The organism is Methanofastidiosum sp. (genome assembly GCA_020854815.1).
Taxonomy (GTDB): Archaea; Methanobacteriota_B; Thermococci; order Methanofastidiosales; family Methanofastidiosaceae; genus Methanofastidiosum.
This window is the reverse complement of record JAHKLW010000019.1, coordinates 62979-85281: the sequence shown is the minus strand read 5'-3', so window position 1 is coordinate 85281 and position 22303 is coordinate 62979. Positions and strand designations below refer to the sequence as shown.

The following is a 22303-nucleotide window of genomic DNA, read 5'->3' as shown; positions in this document are numbered from 1 at the left end:
AATGAAAAAAATAATAGTCCTTGGCATTGGAAATCCCTATCTCAAAGATGATAGAATAGGGCCAAAAATTGTTGAGGATTTAGAAAAATATTTCAGTGAACATGGGAGTATAATCTTTGAAATTTTCTATTCTTCAGGTATTGAACTACTGGATTCTATTTTAGATTATAATTGTGCGATATTTGTCGATTCAATTATCTCGGATAATATTGGAAAAATTACTTATCTTACATTAGAAGATATCCTATCAATACCGGAAACATCTTCACCTCACTCAACAAACTTTTCGACTATGGTGAAACTTGGAATGAAGGTCTCTCCGGAAAGAATGCCAAATGAAATACTTTTTTGTGCAATAGGGATAAAGGACCCATTCACATTTTCAGATGAGTTCACATCTAATCTTGAAGAGTCGTATATAAGTATATTAGAAGAGATAAAAGATAAAATAAAAGATTTAGCTACATAGCCTTTTTTATGGCATTATGCATTATCATATCTGCTTGTGGTGTTCCAACGAAGGCGAGTTTGCCATTTATGGCAATTGCTGGTACACTCATAACGCCAAGTTTTATTGCTTTTGAATTTCCTTCAGGAGTTGCAATATTAACTATGGCTACATCAACATTATCATATTGCGATGCAACTCTATAAGCCATTTCAGCCGCTGCTGGGCAATGAGAGCATCCAGATAAAGCTAGGACTTCAACTAGTACTCTTTTCTTTTCACCTGAAAATTTTTCTTTTAGTTCATTCATCTTCTTCTGTCTTATCTCATCGATTTCTTCCATTACAACACTACACCAGATACTAGTACTTTATTTATAAAAATTTATATATGATTCTTACAAAACATTTTTATAAATAAACATTCATTAAGCAAATGGAGGGACTATATGAAAATACTAGGAGTTTGTGGATCCCCTAGAGAGGGTAATTCTTTATTTCTATTGAAGAAAGCACTTGAAACATGTAAAGAGCTTGGAGTTGAAACAGAACTTGTACATGTTGGAAAAATGAAAGTAGCCCCTTGTAAAGCATGTGGAGGATGTAAGGATACTGGAATTTGCATTCAGAAAGACGATATGACACCTTTGTACGATAAGATAAAAGGTGCTGACGGAATTATACTTGCCTCGCCGGTATACTTGGGCGGAGTGTCTGCACAGATGAAGGCTTTTATGGACAGGACCAGAGCACTTAGGGGAAAATTTGAACTTCGAAATAAGGTTGGCGCTGGAATTTCTGTAGGAGGATTTAGAAACGGAGGGCAGGAAACTACCCTACAACAGATTTTCAATTTCTTCTTGATACATAATTCAATCGTTGTTGCAGATGAGGCGACATCGCACTATGGCGGTGTTGGATTTGGTTATAATATTGGAGACTCTGATAAAGATGAATATGGCATAAAGACCTCTCAGAATACAGCAAAGAACATGATAAAGGTACTAAAGCTCATTAAAGGAGAAGCTAAAGAGGAAATAAAAACTTGGTAAGGTTATTTTATGATAGATCAGGAGGATATAAAGAATATCCTGAGCAGCTATGATCTCGATAATATAACTATAGGTGTATTGGGAGGACATTCTGCCCTTGATATTTCAAGCGGTGTAAAAAAATACGGATTCGACACAGTTGCAGTTTGTCAAAAAGGTAGAGAACAGACATATTCAAAGTATTACAAATTTAGGGATGGCCGAGGCTGTATTGATGAAGTTGTTGTCCTAGAATCATTCAAAGATATTACAAATAAAGATGTTCAAAAAGAGCTTAGAGAAATGAACACTATTTTCATACACAACAGGTATTTCTGGGTTTACTTCGATTTTGAACGAATAGAAAATGATTTCTTCGTTCCTATATATGGAACAAGAGGGCTTGTAAAGCTTGAAGAAAGAGATGTACCAAAAAATCAGTATTATCTATTAGAAAAAGCAGGAATCAGATTCCCAAAGATATTCTCATCTCCTGATAAAATTGATAGACTTGTAATTGTAAAGGTCTCAGAGGCTATAAGAGGGTATGAAAGGGCCTTTTTCTTTGCATCCTCTCCCAAGGAATATGAACAGAAAAGCAAGGAATTAATAGATAAAGGGATGATAACAAAAGAAGCATTAAAAAAGGCCGTAATTGAAGAGTATATCTTGGGCGCTCAAACTAATTTCAATTTCTTCTACTCAAATACTAACGAAGAGTTAGAACTTATGGGTACAGACACCAGAAGACAAACTAATCTAGACGGTATTTTAAGACTCCCTGCAAATGAGCAACTTGAAGTCTTAAAATACGTTAAACCCAAAATGATTGAAACAGGCCATATAACTTGCACTACAAAAGAAAGCATCTTAGAAAAGGCTTTTGATATTGGAGAGAAATTTGTAAGTGTTACAAAGAAGGAATATCCGCCTGGAATAATAGGACCTTTTGCACTCCAAGGGGCAGTGGCATCATATGAAGGAAAGGAAGAAATAGTCATATTTGATGTTTCTATGAGAATCCCTGGAAGCCCTGGAACAAAATTCACTCCACACACAGGATACCTCTATGGCAGAGAAATTAGTTATGGAGAACGAATAGGGATGGAGCTAAGAGAAGCTCTAGAAAAAGGATCTATTTATAATATCCTGTCCTAGGCCTCTTTTTTAAAACGTGTTTTTCTATTATTTTTTCTATTGAATCAATTGAGAATGGTTTGATAAGAACAAATTTTGCACCCGCGTCAAATAGATCTTTCTGTAATTCTGTATAAGCCGTGCCACCTATAACAATTGCATTTGGATTAAACTTAATTATCTCTTTTGTGGCATTAATACCATCCATAACGGGCATTTTTATGTCCATTACGACAACATCCGGTAATTCTTTTTTGTAAGTCTCTACGCCTTCCAATCCATTATTTGCAAGTAAAACCTCATGCGTGTGAAGACCTTGTTTCAATATATCCAAAAAATCTTGATTGTCATCAACGAGTAGTATTTTTACCATAATATCACTACAATACATTCAACACTGTAAGGCTAGTTGATTTATTGACGCCTTTAAGCTTTCTGATATTTTCTATTATAATATTAAACTCTTTTGGTGAATTACATAAAACATAGGCTACAACATCCCATTCGCCTGTTGTTTCGTATACCCTTTTTACCCCCTCAATTTTCATGATCTGTTTTACAATCTCGTCTGTTGATTCTTGAGTATGTGTATTTAAGAGCACCAATGAAATAAATCCAAAATTTGTAGAAACTTCAACAGTGAAGTTTTTGATTATACCTGTTTCGATAAGGTTATCAATCCTCCTTCGGATAGATCCTTCAGAAACGGATAGTAGTTTTGCTATCTCAGTGTTCTTCATCCTAGAGTTTTCTTCTAAAATCGATAATATTTGTATATCCAGTTCGTCCATAGGATAAGATCTGTATTTGGCTTTAAAAATATTTCGATTATCGTAGTTTACATACTATTTTAAACCGTAAAACTTAAAAGGAGTTTACGATTAATGCCATCGAGGTGATTTGGATGGGAGAATGTCCAGAATGTAGTTGCGTTATTGAAATAGAAAATCCAGAAGTAGGGGACATCGTAGAGTGCTCTGAGTGCGGAATAGAGCTTGAAATAATAAGCCTTGACCCATTAGTACTAGAAGTTGCCCCTGAAGAAGAAGAGGATTGGGGAGAATAAAATGGTCAAGATATTGGACACAACTTTAAGGGAAGGCGAGCAGACCGCAGGCGTTTCTTTTACAATCAATGAAAAGATGGCACTTGCTAAGATGCTTGACGATTTTGGGGTTGACATGATAGAGGTAGGTCATCCTAACGTTTCTCCAAAGATTGAAGAGTTTATCAGAAAGGTTGTGAAAGAGGAACTCAAGGCAGAAATAGTAGGACATGTCAGAGCCGTCAAGGGAGACGTAGAAATGGCTGTTGACTGTGAAGTTGACAGAGTTGCAATATTTCTTGCAACTTCTAATGTTCATCTTAAAGACAAATTAAAGATGACCAAGGAAGTAGCAATAGAGAAAGTAGTAGATTGTGTCCAATATGCAAAAGACCACGGACTTAAAGTCAGGTACACACCCGAAGATGCCACAAGGACAGAATTCGATTATCTTATTGAAATCTGTAATGCTGCCATTGATGCTGGGGCTGACAGAATAAGTGTAGCAGATACCGTTGGGGTTATGCAACCCCACATTTTTTATGATCTTGTTAAGACTATTAAAAGTAATTTAAAGCCTGTTGGAATTGATGTTCACTGCCATAATGATTTTGGACTTGCTGTTGCAAATGCTATGGCAGGTGTTAGGGCTGGAGCTGATTGTGTTCACACCACAGTGAATGGTATAGGAGAAAGAACAGGTATAGTAGATTTATCTAACTTTGTAGTGGCTACTCACATTTTAGATAATGAAAACTTAAAATATGATCTTAAGATGTTAAAACAAATCTCCGCATATGTAGAAAAGATAACAGGGATATATGTTTACCCACTGATGCCAATAATGGGGGATAATGCTTTCACACACAAAAGTGGTGTCCACACAGATGGTGTTTTAAAGAATCCATCTACTTACGAGCCTTTTTCACCGGAGATGGTTGGGAAGGAAAGGAAGATAATTGTCGATAAGTTCGCTGGCAGAAGGGCGGTTATGTCAAAGTTAAATCAGTATGGAATTGAGGCCAATGATGAAGATTTATTAAAGATAATTCATGAAATTAAGAAGGTAGGAGACGAAAGAAAGATTGTGCATGAAACAGATATCCTAGACATTGCTGAAAAGGTGCTTGGTGTTAAAGCCGTGACTATACCAACTGGAGTTGATGCTGTTTTGTTCCTAAGGCTTGAGGCCCATATATACACAACATCGATCTCTAGAAAAATAAAGAACATGAAGGGTGTTGAAAAGCTCTACGAAATGTCTGGAGACGAAGATATCTCAATCTATGCATCGTTAAAAAATGTTGCAGAGCTCAATAACTTGATAGAAGATATAAGAAGTATTCCTGGAGTTCTTGCAACAAGTACGAGAGTAGTTCTAAAGAAATATGGTGAGGTTAATGGGAACAGTTGCTGAAGAGATTTTTTCTAAGAAACTTTCTAGAGATGTGTCGGCTGGAGAAATTGTATTGGTCGATATAGATGTAACGATGAGTCATGACAATACGACACCGCTTGCAATCAAAGCATTGAGAAATACAGGCAAACCATTGTATGATAAGAACAGGATTGTTGTTATCTTTGACCATGTCCAGCCACCGGCATCAGTTGAAAGTGCCACATTACAGAAAGAAGTGTTGGAATTCATAAAAAAAGAAGGCGTAAAGAACTTCTTTAGGGAAGGGATTTGCCACCAGGTTCTTGTTGAGAAAGGATTTGTCATACCAGGTAGAGTGATTATTGGTGGAGATTCACACACCTGCACTTATGGTGCCCTTGGAGCATTTGGAACTGGAGTAGGATCAACTGATATTGGTGTTTCTTACGCTACTGGAAAGAATTGGTTTAGAGTTCCAGAAACGTTCTACTTTGATGTTAATGGATCATTTGCTAAGGGGGTGTACCCAAAAGATTTGATCTTAAAAATTATAGGGAAAGTCGGTGCTAGGGGTGCTACTTACAAGGCATGCGAGTTTGGTGGAGAAACAATTGAGAATATGGCGTTAGGAGATAGACTTACCCTCACTAACATGGCAATCGAAATGGGGGGAAAGACAGGATTGATAAAAACTGACAAAGTAACAGAGAAATTTCTAAAGTCAAGAGGATACTCATATCAGGAAATTGTTCCAAAAGATCCAAATTATGAGAAAGTCTTTGAATTTGATGTTGATGACCTAACACCCCAGCTAGCTGTTTCTCCAAGGGTAGATAATGTCTATCCTGTAGAAAAGTATGCAGGGACAGAAGTTGATGAAGTATTCATAGGAACATGCACAAACGGTAGAATAGAGGACCTAGAAATTGCTGCAAGGATGTTCAAGGGAAAGAAGTTAAGCCCGCTTCTTAAAACTATTATTGTTCCAGCATCAAATGAGGTATACTTTGAGGCAATGAATAGAGGATACATAAAAATATTCATGGATGCAGGGGCAATGGTTTGTAATCCTGGGTGTGGGCCATGTATTGGAAGACACCAAGGAGTAATTGCACCAGGAGATAGGGCCCTTACAACTATGAACAGGAATTTCATAGGGAGAATGGGTTCAGACAAAGGCGAAATTATAATAGCATCTCCAGCAACAGCTGCCGCAACTGCACTTACAGGAAAAATCACAGATCCAAGAGAGGTGATGTAGTGGGGAAAATATTCAGATTCGGTGATGATGTAAATACTGATGAAATCATACCAGGCAGATACAACGTGACAACAGATCCAAAAGCACTTGCTGAGCACTGCTTTTTTGAGGTAAGGCCAGATTTTTCAAAGACTGTAAAGACTGGTGACTTCATAGTTGCAGGTGAAAACTTTGGATGCGGCTCATCAAGAGAGCATGCACCAATTGCAATAAAGGCTTCTGGTGTAAAGGCTGTTATTGCAAAGAGCTTTGCAAGGATATTTTATAGAAACTGCATCAACATAGGCCTTCCAATTATGATTTCGGATGAGCTATATGATCTTGTCCAAGATGGAGAAGAGATTCAAGTCAACTTAAAGGAAGGGCGAATCAAAATACTAAATACTGACAAAGAGATCAGATCACAAGGATTTCCAGAATTTATTCTGAAAATTATTGATGCTGGCGGTATTGTCAATTTCTTGAAAAATCATGACATAGGTGAGCTAGAAGATGGTATATAAAATATGCGTTATCAGAGGAGACGGTATAGGAAATGATGTAATTGATGCAGGATTAAAGTTACTTTCACATGTTAATCTTGATTTTGATTACTCTTATGCAGAGGCAGGGTATGATTGTTATCTAAAAAATGGAACTTCAATTCCACAAAAAACAATTGAAGCATGTAGAAATGCAGATGCAACTTTTTTTGGGGCTGTTTCGTCACCCCCAGACATACCTGACTATAAGAGTGCGATTGTTACCTTAAGGAAAGAGCTTGATCTTTTCGTAAATGTAAGGCCGATAAAAAGTCTACCTGTGGAAATATCAAGATCAAATATCGATATAGTCATAATGAGAGAAAACACCGAAGGTATGTATAAGGGAATTGAAAGAGAAGAGAATGGAGTCGCAATAGCAGAAAGACACATTTCAGAAAAAGCCTCAAGAAGACTTGCAGAGTTTACGTACAAATATGCAAAAGAGAATAACAGGAAAAGAGTTACTGTGGTACACAAGGCAAATGTATTGAGAAAGACTTGTGGGCTTTTTAGAAGAACTGTGCTATCAGTTTCAGAAAAATTCCCAGATATAGAAACTGAAGAAGTAATTGTAGATGCAATGGCAATGAGATTGATTAAAGAGCCAGAACGATTTGATGTAGTTATTACAACTAATTTATTCGGGGATATATTATCTGATGAAGCATCTCAACTTGTAGGCGGCCTTGGCATCGCGCCCTCAGGAAATATAGGTGAAAAAACAGGACTTTTTGAACCTGTTCATGGCTCAGCACCAAAATATGCTGGCAAAGATATTGCTAATCCAACAGCAACTTTTCTTTCAGCTGCAATGATGCTAGACTTTCTTGGAGAAAAGAAAGAAGGAGACAGAATACGAAATAGTATTTTCAAAACATTTGCTGAAGGTAAGATAACAAAAGATTTGGGTGGAAATCTTGGAACTTTGGCTTTTACTGAGGCAGTAATCAATAATTTGGAGTGATTAGATGAAGATAGGAATGCTTTATTCAAGAGTCAGACACGACGAGAAGTTTTTACTCGAAGAATTTAGGAATAGAGGGATTGAAGTAGAAAGAATGGATACGAGATGTGCAATATTCAATATAACAGATTTCGAAAAAATGGATTATGATGTAGTATTGGAGAGAGAAATAAGTCATCTTAAAGCCCTTTACTCCCTTAAAGTATTAAATGAGATGGGAATCAATACAGTCAATACTTATCACACTGCTAGTACCTGTGGAGATAAAGTTTTAACAACTTTAGCTTTGACAAAACACAAAGTTCCTTCTCCTGTTACATATATTGCATTTACAGCTGAAGAAGCCCTTGAAGCGATAGAAAAAATAGGGTATCCTGTTGTATTAAAACCTGCGACTGGTTCGTGGGGAAGACTACTTGCAAAGGTAAATGACAAGGAAACAGCTGAAAGTATAATTGAGCATAAAATCATACTTGGTTCATACCATCACTCAGTATTTTACATTCAAGAGTACATTAAAAAACCTGAGAGAGACATCAGGGCTTTTGTGGTGGGGGATGAAGTGATAGGGGCCATATATAGGAACTCTCCACACTGGATAACAAATACAGCCCGCGGTGGAGTTGCCTCTAATTGCCCGTTAACTGATGAAATATCGGAAATTTGTCTTAAAGCTGCAAAAGCTGTTGGTGGCGGAGTAGTTGCAATTGATCTATTAGAAGACAGAGGAAAGCTTTTAGTAAATGAAGTCAATTATACTATGGAGTTTAAGAATAGTATTGCACCAACAGGTGTTAATATACCAGGTAAAGTAGTTGATTATGTTATTGAAGTAGCAAAGAGGTAATTAAAATGAAAGTTTCAATTATTGGTGCTTCAGGGTATACTGGAGGAGAGTTACTAAGACTATTGGTAAATCATCCTGAAGTAACACTTGATAGAATCACGTCAGAGTCAAATGCTGGCTCTTATGTGCATATGATTCATCCAAATTTAAGAGGATTTAACATTAAATTCTCATCAATCAAAGAATCCTTTGATTCAGATCTAGTATTCTTTTGTCTTCCCCATGGTGTTTCAATGGACTACCTTAGGGAATTTTATGATACAGGCGTAAAGATAATCGATCTAGGGGCAGATTTGAGACTGAAAGACAAAGATGTATACAAATCATGGTACGGTCTTGACCATAAATGCCCAGAGTTGCTGGACCAAGCTGTATATGGTATTCCTGAAATCCATAGAGAAGAAATAAAGAAGACAACACTAGTTGCAAATCCAGGCTGTATTGCAACTTCAATGATTATGGCCCTATACCCGCTTAGCCATCTTAACATTGACAAGGAAAGAATAGTAATTGATAGTAAGATTGGTTCTTCTGCATCAGGAGACTCATTTAGCGCTTCAAGTCATCACCCAGAAAGATCAAGGGCGATAAGATGTTACTCACCAATTTATCATAGGCATATAGCTGAAGTTGAGCAGGAGACTGGGTTCAAAGTCACGATGGCACCACATGCCATAGAGATGGTAAGAGGAATATTCACGACAACTTATCTCTTCTTAAATCAGCCTTATGATGAAAAACAGATCAGAGGAATATACAGAGAGTTTTCTGAGAAAAATAAGTTCTTTAGAGTTGTAAAGCAGAAGAAAGGAATTTACAGACATCCTGACCCCAAAATACTAACAGGCTCAAACTTCTGTGAAGTTGGATTTGAACTTGATAGAGAAAACAGAAGGATGATAGTCTTTTCAGCTATTGATAATCTTATGAAAGGTGCTGCAGGTGCTGCAGTTCAGAACATGAACATCATGTACGGTCTTGAAGAAGATACCGGTCTAAAATATATCGGATATCATCCAATTTAGGTGACTAGATGATTGTAATAAAGATTGGAGGAAGCCTTGGTACAGAGGTACAGAGCTTAGCAAAAGAGATAGCCGAGCTATCAAAAAAGGAAAAAATAATTGTCGTTCATGGAGGGTCATATGAGACTACAGAAATCTCAAAAAGGCTTGGAAAAGAAACAAAGTTTGTTACATCTGTTTCTGGTTTTAGATCAAGATACACCGATCTTGAAACAGTCCAAATCATGGAAATGGTAATGGCTGGAAAGATAAACAAAGAACTTGTAAAGTTACTCCAAAAATCAGGTGCGAATGCTTTTGGATTATCAGGTGCTGATGGAAAAGTCTTGCTTGCCAAGAGAAAAGATTCTATTAAGATCATTGAAGATGGAAAAAAGAAAATATTAAAGGACGATTACACGGGAAAAGTTGAAAATGTCAATAAAGACTTAATTATCATGTTGCTTGAAAAAGGATATTTGCCCATTATCTGCCCTTTAGCAATCAGTCTTGAAGGAGATATTGTGAACACCGACGGAGATAGGGTGGCTGCCTCTATAGCATCTGCTTTATCTGCTGATCTAGTGGTCATGACAAATGTTGATGGTTTTCTAAAAGATGGAAATCTTGTAACAGAACTTAATTTATTACAAATTGAGGAAGCCTATCAATTTGCAGACGGAGGGATGAAAAAAAAACTTCTTGCTGCCAAAGAAGCTGTAGAAAAGGGTAGTCCCCGAGTAATAATTGCAAGAGGTAATCTCGATAATTCATTAGAAAATGCCTTGAATGGCAAGAGAACGGTGATTTCAAGATGATCTATAAAGATCTAGAAGAAAAATATGGTAGCGGAGTCTACTATAAAAGAGATATTGAAATTATTTCAGGTAAGGGTGTCTATCTTTATGATAGCCAAGGAAATGAATATATAGATTGTGTGGCAGGCCATGGAGTTTGTCTTTTTGGACATTCTCATCCCAAAATAGTCCAAGCTATAAAAGAGCAGTCTGATAAATTAATTTCATGCCCTGAAATATTTTATAATGACAAGAGAGCAGAACTTTTGGAAAAAATAGCTGAAATTACTCCGAAAGGGCTTACAAAATCATTTTTATCAAACTCTGGTGCGGAAGCTGTTGAAGCTGCATTAAAGTTTTCAAGAAAAATCACTGGAAAGACTGACATTGTTTCATTCACATTTGGGTTTCATGGAAGAACAATGGGGGCACTTTCAGCTACATGGAAGGCTGAATACAAAAAACCTTTCTTGCCCCTGATACCAGGTTTTTGCCATACAGCTTACAATAATTTAGAAAAACTTCAAGAGTTAATTACAGACGATACCGCTGCAATTATTGTAGAGCCCATCCAAGGGGAGGGTGGAGTTAAACCCGCCAACGTGGAGTTTATGAAAGGTATCAGAGAAATTTGTGATCAAAAAGGAATATTGATGATTGTGGATGAGGTCCAGACAGGATTTGGGAGAACTGGAGAACTTTTTGCAATAAATAGATACAATGTTTCACCAGATATATTATGTCTTGGAAAAGGAATAGCCGGCGGTATACCTATGGGAGCGACTGTTATCAGGGAAGATCTATCAAATCTTGATAAGGGCGAACACGGTTCTACATTTGGGGGAAATCCTCTTGCATGTAACGCGTCACTTGCAGCAATAAGGACTCTAATGGAAGAAAAGCTTGTAGAAAGATCAAAAGAAAACGGAGAATACTTCTTAGGTCAGCTGAAGAAGAATATCGATGAAAGTGTATACAAAGATATAAGAGGTTTTGGCCTTATGATTGGAATTGAGATGAAGCAGAAGGTAGGGCCCTATCTTGCACAACTTATGGAGAAAAAAGTACTTGCACTTACAGCAGGGAAACTTGTAGTCCGATACCTCCCGCCTTTAATAATTGAAAAGGAACATATTGATAGGGTTGTAGAGGCAACGGGTGAAATTATTGGAAGAAATTAAACTACTTGAAGATATAATAAAAATTTATAGTCCATCGGGAAAGGAGAAAGAAGTTTCTGATTTTTTGTTTAATTTTCTTAAAAATATAAAATTTAATGTTGAGCAGGATAAGGAATGGAATGTTATTTCAACGATTGGTTCCGGCTCGCCTTACATTCTTCTAACAAGTCACATGGATACAGTTAGTGGAGAAGTTCCTTTTAGAGTTGAAGATAAAAAGATATACGGTAGAGGTGCATGTGATGCCAAATCGCCTCTTGCAGCTCTACTTTCTGCCTTTATTAGGTTCAAAAATAAAAAATTTAAAGGAACACTTATCTTTGCTGGGGTTACTGGGGAAGAGGCCCCAAATTCCAGGGGCACTATGGAATTAATGAAAAAAGTAAAAGCAGATTTCATATTCTTAGGTGAACCCGGTTCTGCTGATGGTATCACAATAGGTTACAAAGGCAGATTGCTACTGAAGGTATTGTTCGAAGGTAAGGCTTCACACTCATCTTCAGAAGAAGAAAATCCAATCCAAAAGTTCATAGATTTTTCAAATAAAGTTTCTAATTTACATAAAGGAAATACTCTTTTTGAGTCACTTAGTTACTCGCCAACTTCAATATGCGCAGAGTCCGATAGTAATGTGGTACCAAGTGAATGTAGAGTTACCATAGATTTTAGAGTTCCTCCAGGATTATCACATCAGGAGGTATTGAAAGAAATAAACCAACTGCTTGATGGTGAAATTGAGCTAGTCGAAGGCGTCAATGGAGTAATCACTTCAAAGAATAACATACTTGCAAAAACATTAGTAAAGGCTATAAGGGAAAATGGATTTTCCCCGAAATATAAGAAAAAAACAGGATCTTCCGATATGAATCTCCTTGTTAGATTGACAGAGAACATAGTTACCTATGGTCCAGGTGACTCATCTTTAGATCATACAGATATGGAATGTATCGACACTGACGAGTATCTTAAATCCATTGATATCTTAGAGACGGCAATATCAGAACTCCTTGGGATAACTTCTCTTTAGATCCCAAAGAAATATTATTGCAAGTAGTAGGAATGCTAGTAGCCCCGGTATTCCAAAAGGTACCCCTAAGAGCTGGTTATTAGTTTGTGCAAAGATTATCCCAAATCCAACATAGGCGTTTATTGCACCGTGCCCAAGTGCTGCAGTCAAAACTGATTTTGATTTAATTTTTAACCACCCAAAAAATATCCCTACAAATATAGTCCAAAGTGTGAAGAGAAATACGCCCGGTAAAGGATATTGGTGATAGTTATATCCCATTGCAATTAAAGGTGCGTGCCATAGTCCCCAGATAACTCCTGTTATCACTAGAGTTTTTAGAATAGAAAATTTTTCAAGTAAAAGATCTTGAAGGTATCCACGCCATCCATACTCTTCACCAAATGCAAATATAGAGTTCGGAAAAATAGGCGCAATTGAATAGTTGATTAAAAAAATATAGATAGGAATGCCCAACTGATTTGGGAATATTAAATTAATGTCAGTTCTAAGAGTTCCAAGACCCATTATTAGAAAAAGAAGAACTCCGAGTCCAATGGCTAAAAAAGGATAGAAGTATGCTGCTAAATAATATTTAATACTCTTGCCTCTGTTTATTCCAAAAGATGAAAGTTTTCTTTTAAGATAGAATTTGGTAAGTATAACAGATACAATTAGAGGCACAAACATCATGGCAATTAGAAATGCAAATGTATTCTGGTATGTAAGCCCACCATTAATATAAACAAATGCAAGCATTAGATATGTAACGATAAAGGTAATTAATACAAAATAAATAATTCCTTTTGTTGAACGATCATTAGAATTATTAATAATGGATTCCATAAGTCTCAGCCTATCACTATATTATTAAATTGTTTAAATAAGTTATTATTGAATCCGGAATTTAGAGTTCAATTTTTAATTAAAAATTAAGAAATAAAATATTTATTCTAATTTGGATTTAGATTTTAAATTCCAGAACTCTTCTGCTTCGTTATCGATAGTTTTAGCTTCAGCAAGCGTTTGTGATATCTGGTTCTTTAATGAAAAAATGTTGGCATTCATCCAGTCAGCAGGTATTGCAGTTTTCCATCCAATCGCTTTTGGTACATCCCCACATGGGGTACATGTAGTCATGCTTTGACTGAGCGAATTATCAAGGTAGCGTTTAAATGTTTCCTGTTTTTCAGTAAGATTTTTTGAAATAGTAACTGCCTCTTTATATTTACTAATCACTGATATCTTCATTAGGATATATTCTTCTTCAACGCTATCAGGGCCTGTATTTAAAGCTTGGTCGAATAATTCTAAAGCTTTACTGTTATTGACTTCTATCTCTTCTAAGAGTAATTTATGTTCATCGAAGAAGTTGTAATTATTCACAAAATATTGGCCTTTTGCTATACCTTCTTCGTAAGTTCTGAAGTCAAAAATGTAAGTAGCTAGATCCTCTTCGTTTAATCCTAATATGTTCTCAAGATATATATCCAAGTTTTTGGTAGATTGTATAAGCTCTTGATTTGCCTTAACTATTAGTAATTCGCTTTCTGATACACTATCTTTTTCAAAGACACATCCTATCATTCCCAAAACTAAAATAGAGAGAATTGGGAGTGTTAAAATGCTCCTTTGGTTTAGATTTTTTATTAATTCTCTTACCATCAGAACATCCTCCTAGTTCTACTAAGGAACAAATGGTCAAAATTTTGGAGATTTATAAAGATTACGGATTAATAATTATAAATAAATTAAATATATATTCATGAAATATTTAATAAGTTGAACAAATAGGCAGTGATTAGTTTTTTGAATATAATATCTCAGGTTGAAACATTTCATGAAAACGTAATGAATAGGAGAAAAATTAGGGTAAACGAAAATTTTATAAATAGAAGTTAATTACCTCATCTGGTAAAATAAAAATAATAAAGGAGGGATGTTTGTGGAAACAAAATTAGATTGGTGTAAATTAACTAGTAATGACATACTAAAGAAGTTGGGAACATCCACGGGCGGTCTCTCTTCTGATGAAGCGACCAAAAGACTCGAAAAATATGGATATAATGAAATTAAATTCAAGAAAAGAGGGCCGCTTATAAGATTTTTAATGCAATTTAATAATCCTTTACTAATTGTTCTTATAGTTGCAGCATTGGCATGCTTTTTCCTATGGGCTTTCATGGGAGAAGAAGACATTATAATGGACATGTGGGTTATCGTAGGTGTTGTTTTAGCAACAGCAATTATTGGTTTTATCCAAGAAGGGAAAGCTGAAGCCTCAATTGACGCTCTTAAGGATATGCTTGTTGATAAATGCAAGGTAATAAGAGATGGAGAACACAAGATTATCCCTGCAATAGAACTTGTCCCAGGAGACATCGTAATTATAGAATCTGGAGATAAAATCCCTGCCGACCTTAGGATACTATCTTCAAAGAGTTTGCACTTAGATGAATCAATGCTTACAGGAGAGTCCATGCCAGTTCGAAAAGGGCCTGAGGACGATCCTAATAATAAAAATAATGAAGGAAAATACTGCATGGCTTATGGGGGAACCTTTGTAATTAGTGGAAGAGGGCAAGGTATCGTATATGCAACAGCAGAAGAAACTGAAATTGGAAAAATAGCAAAGCTCATGAAAAGCTCTGGCCAGACAACTCCTCCAATACTAAAAAAGATTTCTGCATTTGTCAAGTTATTGATTATTTCAATTGTTTCATTTGGAGTACTGATGTTTGGGTTGGGAATACTAGAGGGATACGAAATTGTCTATATGTTTCTCGCCATGATTGGTATGATTGTGGCATTGATACCAGAAGGACTTGCTGGAGCTATAATCGCTGCTTTTGCAGTCGGTTCCACCGTTATGGCAAGAAAAAATGCTATTGTCAGAAACTTACCAGCTGCAGAAACTTTAGGAAGTGTGACAGTAATATGTTCGGATAAAACTGGAACTCTGACCAAAAATGAGATGACAGCTGTCCGAATGTTTAGTGGAAACAAAATGTATTTTATTGAAGGTGTAGGATACGAACCAGTAGGCCAAATCTTAGAAAAAGATGGAAATACTCAAGCAAAGTTAACACCTGAATTAATACAAACTTTAAGAACCGGATTTCTATGCAATAATTCTGGGATTTTAAAAGAAAAAGAAAGATATATTGCTAAAGGAAGTCATACAGAAGCAGCATTGGTTGTTTCTGCAATCAAAGCTGGTGTCGATGAAAAACTTCTAAAATTAGATGAAATACCATTTGAGCCAAAACAGCAGTACATGGCAACATTGCATGAAGATGGGGAAGAGAACATCATCTATGTAAAAGGTTCTCCCGAAAGAATTCTAAAATCTTGCAAGAATCAACTAGTTGATGGGAAAAAATTACCGTTAGATAAAGAATTAATATTGAAGAATGTAGAAGATATGGCCAAGGATGCCTTGAGGGTATTGGCCATGGCTTATAAGAAAGTTCCTAAAGATAAACTTTCACTCGATGAAAAAGATATCTCTGATTTAACTTTTGTTGGCGCCCAAGGTATGATAGATCCGCCCAGAAAAGAAGCTATTGATGCAATAGAAAAATGTAAAACAGCAGGGATTCGTTCCATAATGATTACTGGAGACCATGCCTTAACAGCAAAAGCTGTTGCAAGGCAACTAAAGATAGGTGATGGTGAAGACGAAGTATTGACAGGAAAAGAGATTTCAGAAATGACAGATGATCAACTTTTCGAAGTAGTTAATAATGTTTCAGTATACGCAAGAGTCGAGCCAGAGCATAAGTATAGAATTACAAAACAACTTCAGAGAAAAGGACATATAGTTGCAATGACAGGAGATGGTGTGAATGATGCCCCAGCTTTGAAGGCTGCAGATATAGGCGTTGCTATGGGTATTGGTGGAACTGAGGTAAGCAAGGAAGCATCGGACATAATTTTAGCTGATGATAATTTTGCTACTATTGTTGATGCTGTTGAAGAAGGTAGACACGTCTATGATAATATCTGGAAAGTTATCTTGTACATAATGCCAACAAATGGAGGTCAAGGACTTGCGATGGCAGGTGCATTATTCTTAGCTCCATTAATACCAGTTTTTAGCCATAGATTACCAATAGAGCCAGTACAGATATTATGGGTCAATTTAATTATCGCTATTGCATGCGCAATTCCTCTTATATGGGAGCCAGCTGAAAAAGGATTATTACAAAGACCGCCAAGAGACCCCAATGAAAAACTATTCAACAAGTTCTTTATAAGAAGAGTAGGAATAGTTTCTATCATTGAAGTGACAATGATATTTTCAATGTTTCTGCTATTCTTTAAGACTGTAGATAATGCTCTTGAATTTATGCCACAGGCACAGACAATTGCATTCACAACAATAATAATGATTGAAGTAGGGTATCTTTTCACAGCAAGATCTCTAAAGGGTACTGCGTTTAAAATAAATCCACTTAGAAATAAATGGTTAATACTTGGGGCATTGACTACTTTGGTCTTACAAGTCATCTTAGTCTACTCAGAGCCTTTGTTCGGAACAAGTCCTTTTAGAACTGCTCCGTTTCCAGCAATATGGTGGATTCCTTTAACTCTAGTCGCAACAACAAGCTTCATTGTGGTTGAAATAGAAAAATACATTGCTAGAAAACTAGAAACTAAAAAAACTACTATATAATAAAATATTTTTATTTTCTTTTAAATTTTAGGCAAAAATAACCGAAACCTTTAAAAAGAAATAAATTGGCATTAAAATGCATTAGGTGCATACTATGGAGTTAGTGATTAGGGGGGGTGCATTTTTGCCCCTCGCAAAGGTATAAATTCTGTATAAATTTTCTCCGTAGTCTTACCTGCAATATCAAGATTGTAAGTGATTTTTTTTCATTTGAGAGAACTTACTATATAATTTATTTTGATAGGTGGATAATATGGAAGAAGTTATTTGTGTAAGCGACTATAATAAGAAAGTACTAGAAAAGATGAATATTCAAGGTATCAAGATATTTGATACAACTCTTAGAGATGGAGAACAGACCCCTGGAGTAGCATTTAACATAGAGGAAAAGATGAAGATAGCTGAAAGTCTTGATCTATTAGGGGTTGATGCTATTGAGGCTGGATTTCCCATAACATCTGCCGGAGAGAAAGATGCTATTAAAAAAGTATGCGATATGGGTTTAAAGGCAAAGGTTTGCGGCCTTGCAAGATCTAACAAAAAAGATATTGACATCGCATTAGAATGTAATGTTGATAGAGTTCACACTTTTATTGCTACATCCCCCCTACATCGTGAGTTTAAGCTCAAGATGTCTAAAGAAGAAATTATGGATAAAGCCATAGAGGGTGTTGAATATGCAAAGGATCACGGCGTTGAAGTAGAATTTTCATGTGAAGATGCAACTCGAACTGAACTTGAGTACCTTAAAGAGATGCATAGGGCTGTAAGAGATGCAGGTGTAGATTATATCAATGTCCCAGATACCGTTGGTACAATTATGCCAAAAGCAATGAGATACCTGATAAAAGAACTTGTTGATGATATCAATGTACCAATAAGTGTCCATTGCCATAATGATTTTGGTCTTGCAGTTGCTAATTCTCTTGCTTCAGTTGAAAGTGGTGCCAAACAGGTCCACTGCACAATTAATGGTCTTGGGGAGAGAGCAGGAAATGCTTCATTAGAGGAAACAGTTATGAGCCTCATGGCACTTTACGGTGTCAGATTCTCTCTTGATACCACAAGACTAACATATATCTCTAAACTAGTTTCAAGAATATCAGGTGTTGTTGTACAACCGAATAAGGCTATTGTTGGTGAAAATGCTTTTGCCCATGAATCGGGCATACATGTCCATGGTGTATTAAGCAAAGCCTTCTGTTATGAACCCCTCACACCTAAGTTAGTTGGAAGGGAAAGCGAGATTGTTGTTGGAAAACATACAGGTATACATGCTGTTGAAAAAAAACTTAAGGACTTTGGAATTGGTCTCACAAAAGAACAGGTTCTTGAGATTGTCGATGATGTAAAGAGAATAAGAGAGAGTGGCAAGAAGATCACAGATGAAGACTTAATAGCAATAGCTGCAGGATATGTCGGAAAGGTACCAGATGAAGAGAAAGAAGTAAAACTTGAAGAGATGTCAATAATATCGGGCCTTCATATTACACCAACAGCGACAGCAATTCTAAATATCAATGGAAACAAAAAGATTGGTTCAAACATAGGCAATGGTGCAGTTGATGCGGCTTTAAATGCAATAAAATCTATTGTTCCTGAAAAGATCACACTTGAAGAGTACAGACTTGAAGCAATCACAGGTGGATCTGATGCGCTATGTCAAGTATCTGTCAGGATAATAAATGAGGACAGTATTAAGGCAATTGGAAAGAGTGTTGGCTCGGATATAGTCATGACAAGTGTCAATGCGGCAATTGAAGCCATAAATAAACTAAGAAAAATAGGTAAAGAGGCGAAAACGAAATGAATGATGGTCTAAAAGGAACAGAAATCGTTGTCAAATGTCTAAAAGAGGAAAATGTTAAACATATCTTTGGGTTTCCCGGAGGCCAATTAATACCTCTTTATGATGAACTTTATGAAGAAAAGGATATTAGAAGTATCCTTGTGAGACATGAGCAAGGAGCGGCTCACGCTGCTGATGGTTATGCTAGGGCATCTGGAGGTCCGGGAGTTTGTATGGCAACTTCCGGCCCTGGTGCGACTAATCTTATAACTGGTTTATTGAATGCGACAATGGACTCTATTCCTATTGTGGCTTTTACAGCTCAAGTTTCAACTAAAGCAATTGGTACTGATGCATTTCAAGAGGCAGACACATTTGGAATCACGATGCCTATAACAAAGCACAACTTCTTGGTAAAATCTACAGACCATTTATCCAGGACAATCAAAGGTGCATTTAAGATAGCAAATACAGGCAGGAAAGGTGCAGTAGTTATAGATTTGCCTAATGATGTCCAACAAAAAACATCGAAAGAGTATCATCACGGAGAGGTAAAATTTGCCGGGTATAATCCAAGCATAGTTCCAAATCCACTTCAGCTTAAGAGAATTGCACAAAAACTTGTTGAGGCAGAAAGACCTTTAATCCTTGCAGGAGGGGGGGTAATACTTGCAAACGCCTCTGAAGACTTAAGGATTTTGGCAGAGTATCTCGGGGCTGGAGTAGCGACTACTCTAATGGGGAAGGGTGCTATAGCTGAAACTCACCCTCTTTCTCTTGGGATGGTAGGGATGCATGGGAGACTTGGTGCAAATAAAATGATCAATAACTGTGATGTTCTATTAGTCATTGGATGTAGATTCTCCGATAGAACAACAGGTTGGGGTCTTGAATCTTTCGCACCTGATGCAATAAAAATTCACTGTGATATAGATTCTTCAGAATTAAACAAAAATATCCCTGTAGATTTCCCACTTGTAGGAGATGCCAATCTTGTGATAAGGGACTTAATTAAATTTATCAAGAAATATGAAGATGTTAAAAAAGACACAAATATTTGGAGAAAGAGAGTCAATCAGCTTCATAGCATGTGTGAAGAATGTGAAACCGTAAAACATAATGGGAAGCTTACACCTGAACTTATAATTAAGACAATTAATAATTTCCTTGACGACAATGCTATTGTCACTACAGAGGTAGGCCAGAATCAGATGTTTGCAGCTCACTACTATATTACAAAAAAGCCAAGGCAGTTTATGTCCTCAGGGGGACTTGGAACGATGGGATTTGGGTTCCCAGCTGCAATTGGGGCAAAGGTTGCAAAGCCAGATAGTCAAGTTTTGGATATTGCTGGTGACGGGTCATTTTTAATGGTCTGTCAAGAGTTAGCAACTGCAATGGCTGAAAATATACCTGTAGTTGTCGCTGTATTAAACAACTCATTCCTAGGTATGGTTAGACAGTGGCAGGAGTTATTCTGGGATAAGAGATATGCTGGAACAAAACTTGGAACAATACCTGACTTTGTAAAACTTGCAGAATCTTTTGGTGCATATGGAGAAAGAGTTGAAAAGGCAAGTGACATCGAAAAGGCACTGAAAAATGCTTTTGATTCGGGCGTTGTTTCAGTCTTAGATTTTAAGATAGAGTCTGAAACAAATATTCTTCCAATGATCCCGCCTGGAGGCAGTGTTGATGAGATGATAGGAGTGGGAAGATGCCAACACAGATAATATCAGTTCTAGTGGAAGATGAAGCAGGATCCCTAACGAGGATGAGTGGGATGTTTTCTAGAAGAGGTATTAATATTCATTCCTTAACTGTTTCTCCTTCAGAAAAAGAAGGTATGAGCCGAATGACTATAGTAATGACTGGGGATGAACGAGAAATCGAAAAGATAGAAAAACAACTAAACAAACTCATAGAGGTTGTTAAAGTAAATATCTTGGATACGAATACATCTGTAGTAAGGGATCTATGTCTATTGAAGGTTTATGCTGACAAGGAAAATAGGGCAGAGGTTATAGAAATAGCCAATGCATTTAAATCAAATATAGTAGATATTAGTATAAGAACAATAACCCTAGAGATAACAGCAGACCCGCTTGATATTGACAGATTTGTTGAGACAATGAAGAACTTTGGCATAAAAGAACTCTTCAGGACGGGAGTTACTGCCATTTCTAGGGATATTGAAAAGAAAAGCGGAGGTTAAATTATGGCAACAATGTATTATGATTGTGATGCAGACCTTAAATATTTACAAGGTAAAAAGGTAGCAGTAATAGGTTACGGAAATCAAGGAAGGGCACAGGCCCTATGTTTACACGATAGCGGTATTGACGTTGTCGTTGGAGTAAATGAAGGTGGAAAGTCATGGAACTGTGCTAAGGATGCGGGGATTAAGACGATGAGTGTTGAAGATGCTGCAAAGGCAGGAGACATCGTTCACATCTTGATACCTGATGAGGTCCAGCCACATGTATACTCAAAATACATAAAAGACAATCTAAAGGAAGGCGATGTTCTTAGCTTTTCTCATGGATTTAATATAACATTTAATCAGATTAAGCCACCAGAATTTGTTGATGTAGTAATGGTTGCGCCTAAAACACCAGGTAGTGAACTTAGAAGACTTTACAAGGAAGGCTTTGGAGCTCCAGCGCTTTTAGCTGTTGAGCAGGATTACACTGGAAAGGCAAAACATACCGCACTTGCAATGGCAAAAGCAATGAACTTAACAAAAGCAGGGGTAGTTGAAACTACATTTGAAGAAGAAGCTATAACCGATATATTTGGAGAGCAATGTGTTCTTTGTGGTGGAATTACGGAACTTATCACAGCTGGTTTTGAAACATTGGTAAGTGAAGGTTACCAGCCAGAAATTGCTTATTTTGAATGTTTGAATGAAATGAAGTTAATTGTAGATCTTTTCTATGAAGGTGGGCTAGAGCTAATGTGGGAAAGAGTTTCAAACACCGCAGAATATGGTGGAAGAACAAGAGGTCCAATGATAATCGATGACTCAGTCAGAGAAAGAATGTACGAAGTTCTTGATAACATCAAATCAGGTGAATTTGCAAGAGAATTCATGATGGAGAACTACACAGGAAGACCTGTTCTCACAAGAGCAAGAAAAGAGGGTAGCGAAAAACTCATAGAAGAAGTAGGTAAGGACATCCGGAAAATGTTCTTAAAACCTGAAAAAAAATAA

The 22303-nt window shown here is 36.6% G+C and carries 23 protein-coding genes; 18 read left to right on the top strand and 5 right to left on the bottom strand.

Features of this window, described 5'->3' with window-relative positions; genetic code table 11:
- Position 1 precedes the first annotated feature (1 nt).
- Positions 2 to 469: a hydrogenase maturation protease gene (locus KO464_01945; protein ID MCC7572134.1), complete on the top strand. Its 468-nt coding sequence runs from the start codon at positions 2 to 4 to the stop codon at positions 467 to 469.
- Here KO464_01945 and KO464_01940 read toward each other — a convergent pair.
- Positions 462 to 791 (bottom strand): thioredoxin family protein, encoded by a 330-nt coding sequence (locus tag KO464_01940; protein ID MCC7572133.1) that lies wholly within the window; start codon positions 789 to 791, stop codon positions 462 to 464. The genes KO464_01945 and KO464_01940 overlap by 8 nt on opposite strands.
- A gap of 105 nt (positions 792 to 896) precedes the next feature.
- Between KO464_01940 and KO464_01935 the strand changes: the two genes are divergently transcribed.
- Both KO464_01935 and KO464_01930 read left to right on the top strand, forming a co-directional pair.
- Entirely contained in the window at positions 897 to 1499 is a 603-nt protein-coding gene (locus tag KO464_01935) for a flavodoxin family protein (protein MCC7572132.1), read from the top strand.
- Positions 1500 to 1508: 9 nt separating this feature from the next.
- Positions 1509 to 2636, top strand: a complete 1128-nt coding sequence (locus tag KO464_01930) for a DUF1297 domain-containing protein (protein MCC7572131.1) — start codon at positions 1509 to 1511, stop codon at positions 2634 to 2636.
- On the opposite strand, the gene KO464_01925 is transcribed toward KO464_01930, so the two are convergent.
- Both KO464_01925 and KO464_01920 read right to left on the bottom strand, forming a co-directional pair.
- Positions 2614 to 2991 carry a response regulator gene (locus KO464_01925; GenBank protein MCC7572130.1) on the bottom strand — a complete coding sequence of 126 codons (378 nt, stop codon included), beginning with the start codon at positions 2989 to 2991 and terminating at the stop codon, positions 2614 to 2616. The genes KO464_01930 and KO464_01925 overlap by 23 nt on opposite strands.
- A gap of 4 nt (positions 2992 to 2995) precedes the next feature.
- Positions 2996 to 3406 (bottom strand): Lrp/AsnC family transcriptional regulator, encoded by a 411-nt coding sequence (locus KO464_01920; protein MCC7572129.1) that lies wholly within the window; start codon positions 3404 to 3406, stop codon positions 2996 to 2998.
- Positions 3407 to 3519: 113 nt separating this feature from the next.
- On the opposite strand from KO464_01920, the gene lysW reads away from it, so the two are divergent.
- From lysW to KO464_01870, 10 genes are read left to right on the top strand one after another with little or no spacing between them, the layout of a single operon-like run.
- The gene (gene lysW, locus KO464_01915) at positions 3520 to 3681 is read left to right on the top strand and encodes a lysine biosynthesis protein LysW (protein ID MCC7572128.1); all 162 of its coding nucleotides are present in this window, start codon (positions 3520 to 3522) and stop codon (positions 3679 to 3681) included.
- A 1-nt stretch (position 3682) separates the two neighbouring features.
- A complete protein-coding gene (gene lysS, locus KO464_01910; protein MCC7572127.1) occupies positions 3683 to 5077 on the top strand; it encodes a homocitrate synthase in 1395 nt (464 codons plus the stop codon).
- Entirely contained in the window at positions 5061 to 6299 is a 1239-nt protein-coding gene (locus tag KO464_01905; protein MCC7572126.1) for a 3-isopropylmalate dehydratase large subunit, read from the top strand. The genes lysS and KO464_01905 overlap by 17 nt, the downstream gene beginning before the upstream one ends.
- Positions 6299 to 6802: a 3-isopropylmalate dehydratase small subunit gene (locus KO464_01900; GenBank protein ID MCC7572125.1), complete on the top strand. Its 504-nt coding sequence runs from the start codon at positions 6299 to 6301 to the stop codon at positions 6800 to 6802. Before KO464_01905 ends, KO464_01900 begins: the two co-directional genes overlap by 1 nt.
- Positions 6792 to 7787: an isocitrate/isopropylmalate dehydrogenase family protein gene (locus KO464_01895; GenBank protein MCC7572124.1), complete on the top strand. Its 996-nt coding sequence runs from the start codon at positions 6792 to 6794 to the stop codon at positions 7785 to 7787. The genes KO464_01900 and KO464_01895 overlap by 11 nt, the downstream gene beginning before the upstream one ends.
- A 4-nt stretch (positions 7788 to 7791) precedes the next feature.
- On the top strand, positions 7792 to 8634 hold the full coding sequence (gene lysX, locus KO464_01890) for a lysine biosynthesis protein LysX (GenBank protein ID MCC7572123.1): 843 nt from the start codon (positions 7792 to 7794) through the stop codon (positions 8632 to 8634).
- 5 nt (positions 8635 to 8639) lie between these two features.
- Positions 8640 to 9659, top strand: a complete 1020-nt coding sequence (gene argC / locus KO464_01885; protein MCC7572122.1) for an N-acetyl-gamma-glutamyl-phosphate reductase — start codon at positions 8640 to 8642, stop codon at positions 9657 to 9659.
- An 8-nt stretch (positions 9660 to 9667) separates the two neighbouring features.
- Entirely contained in the window at positions 9668 to 10456 is a 789-nt protein-coding gene (locus KO464_01880) for a [LysW]-aminoadipate kinase (protein MCC7572121.1), read from the top strand.
- Positions 10453 to 11616: an aspartate aminotransferase family protein gene (locus KO464_01875; GenBank protein ID MCC7572120.1), complete on the top strand. Its 1164-nt coding sequence runs from the start codon at positions 10453 to 10455 to the stop codon at positions 11614 to 11616. The genes KO464_01880 and KO464_01875 overlap by 4 nt, the downstream gene beginning before the upstream one ends.
- On the top strand, positions 11603 to 12643 hold the full coding sequence (locus tag KO464_01870; protein ID MCC7572119.1) for a M20/M25/M40 family metallo-hydrolase: 1041 nt from the start codon (positions 11603 to 11605) through the stop codon (positions 12641 to 12643). The genes KO464_01875 and KO464_01870 overlap by 14 nt, the downstream gene beginning before the upstream one ends.
- On the opposite strand, the gene KO464_01865 is transcribed toward KO464_01870, so the two are convergent.
- Together KO464_01865 and KO464_01860 are read right to left on the bottom strand one after the other, a co-directional pair.
- Complete coding sequence (locus KO464_01865) at positions 12614 to 13468, bottom strand: CPBP family intramembrane metalloprotease (GenBank protein MCC7572118.1); 855 nt, start codon at positions 13466 to 13468, stop codon at positions 12614 to 12616. The two genes, KO464_01870 and KO464_01865, sit on opposite strands and share 30 nt — an antisense overlap.
- Positions 13469 to 13570: 102 nt before the next feature.
- On the bottom strand, positions 13571 to 14287 hold the full coding sequence (locus tag KO464_01860) for a hypothetical protein (GenBank protein ID MCC7572117.1): 717 nt from the start codon (positions 14285 to 14287) through the stop codon (positions 13571 to 13573).
- Between the two features lie 280 nt (positions 14288 to 14567).
- Between KO464_01860 and KO464_01855 the strand changes: the two genes are divergently transcribed.
- The 5 genes from KO464_01855 (at position 14568) to ilvC (ending at position 22303) form a co-directional block, all read left to right on the top strand.
- Complete coding sequence (locus KO464_01855) at positions 14568 to 17300, top strand: HAD-IC family P-type ATPase (GenBank protein ID MCC7572116.1); 2733 nt, start codon at positions 14568 to 14570, stop codon at positions 17298 to 17300.
- 253 nt (positions 17301 to 17553) lie between these two features.
- Complete coding sequence (locus KO464_01850) at positions 17554 to 19110, top strand: 2-isopropylmalate synthase (protein ID MCC7572115.1); 1557 nt, start codon at positions 17554 to 17556, stop codon at positions 19108 to 19110.
- Positions 19107 to 20822: a biosynthetic-type acetolactate synthase large subunit gene (ilvB, locus tag KO464_01845; GenBank protein MCC7572114.1), complete on the top strand. Its 1716-nt coding sequence runs from the start codon at positions 19107 to 19109 to the stop codon at positions 20820 to 20822. The genes KO464_01850 and ilvB overlap by 4 nt, the downstream gene beginning before the upstream one ends.
- A complete protein-coding gene (ilvN, locus tag KO464_01840; GenBank protein ID MCC7572113.1) occupies positions 20807 to 21304 on the top strand; it encodes an acetolactate synthase small subunit in 498 nt (165 codons plus the stop codon). The genes ilvB and ilvN overlap by 16 nt, the downstream gene beginning before the upstream one ends.
- A 3-nt stretch (positions 21305 to 21307) precedes the next feature.
- Positions 21308 to 22303, top strand: coding sequence for a ketol-acid reductoisomerase (gene ilvC / locus KO464_01835; GenBank protein MCC7572112.1), 996 nt, complete (start codon positions 21308 to 21310; stop codon positions 22301 to 22303).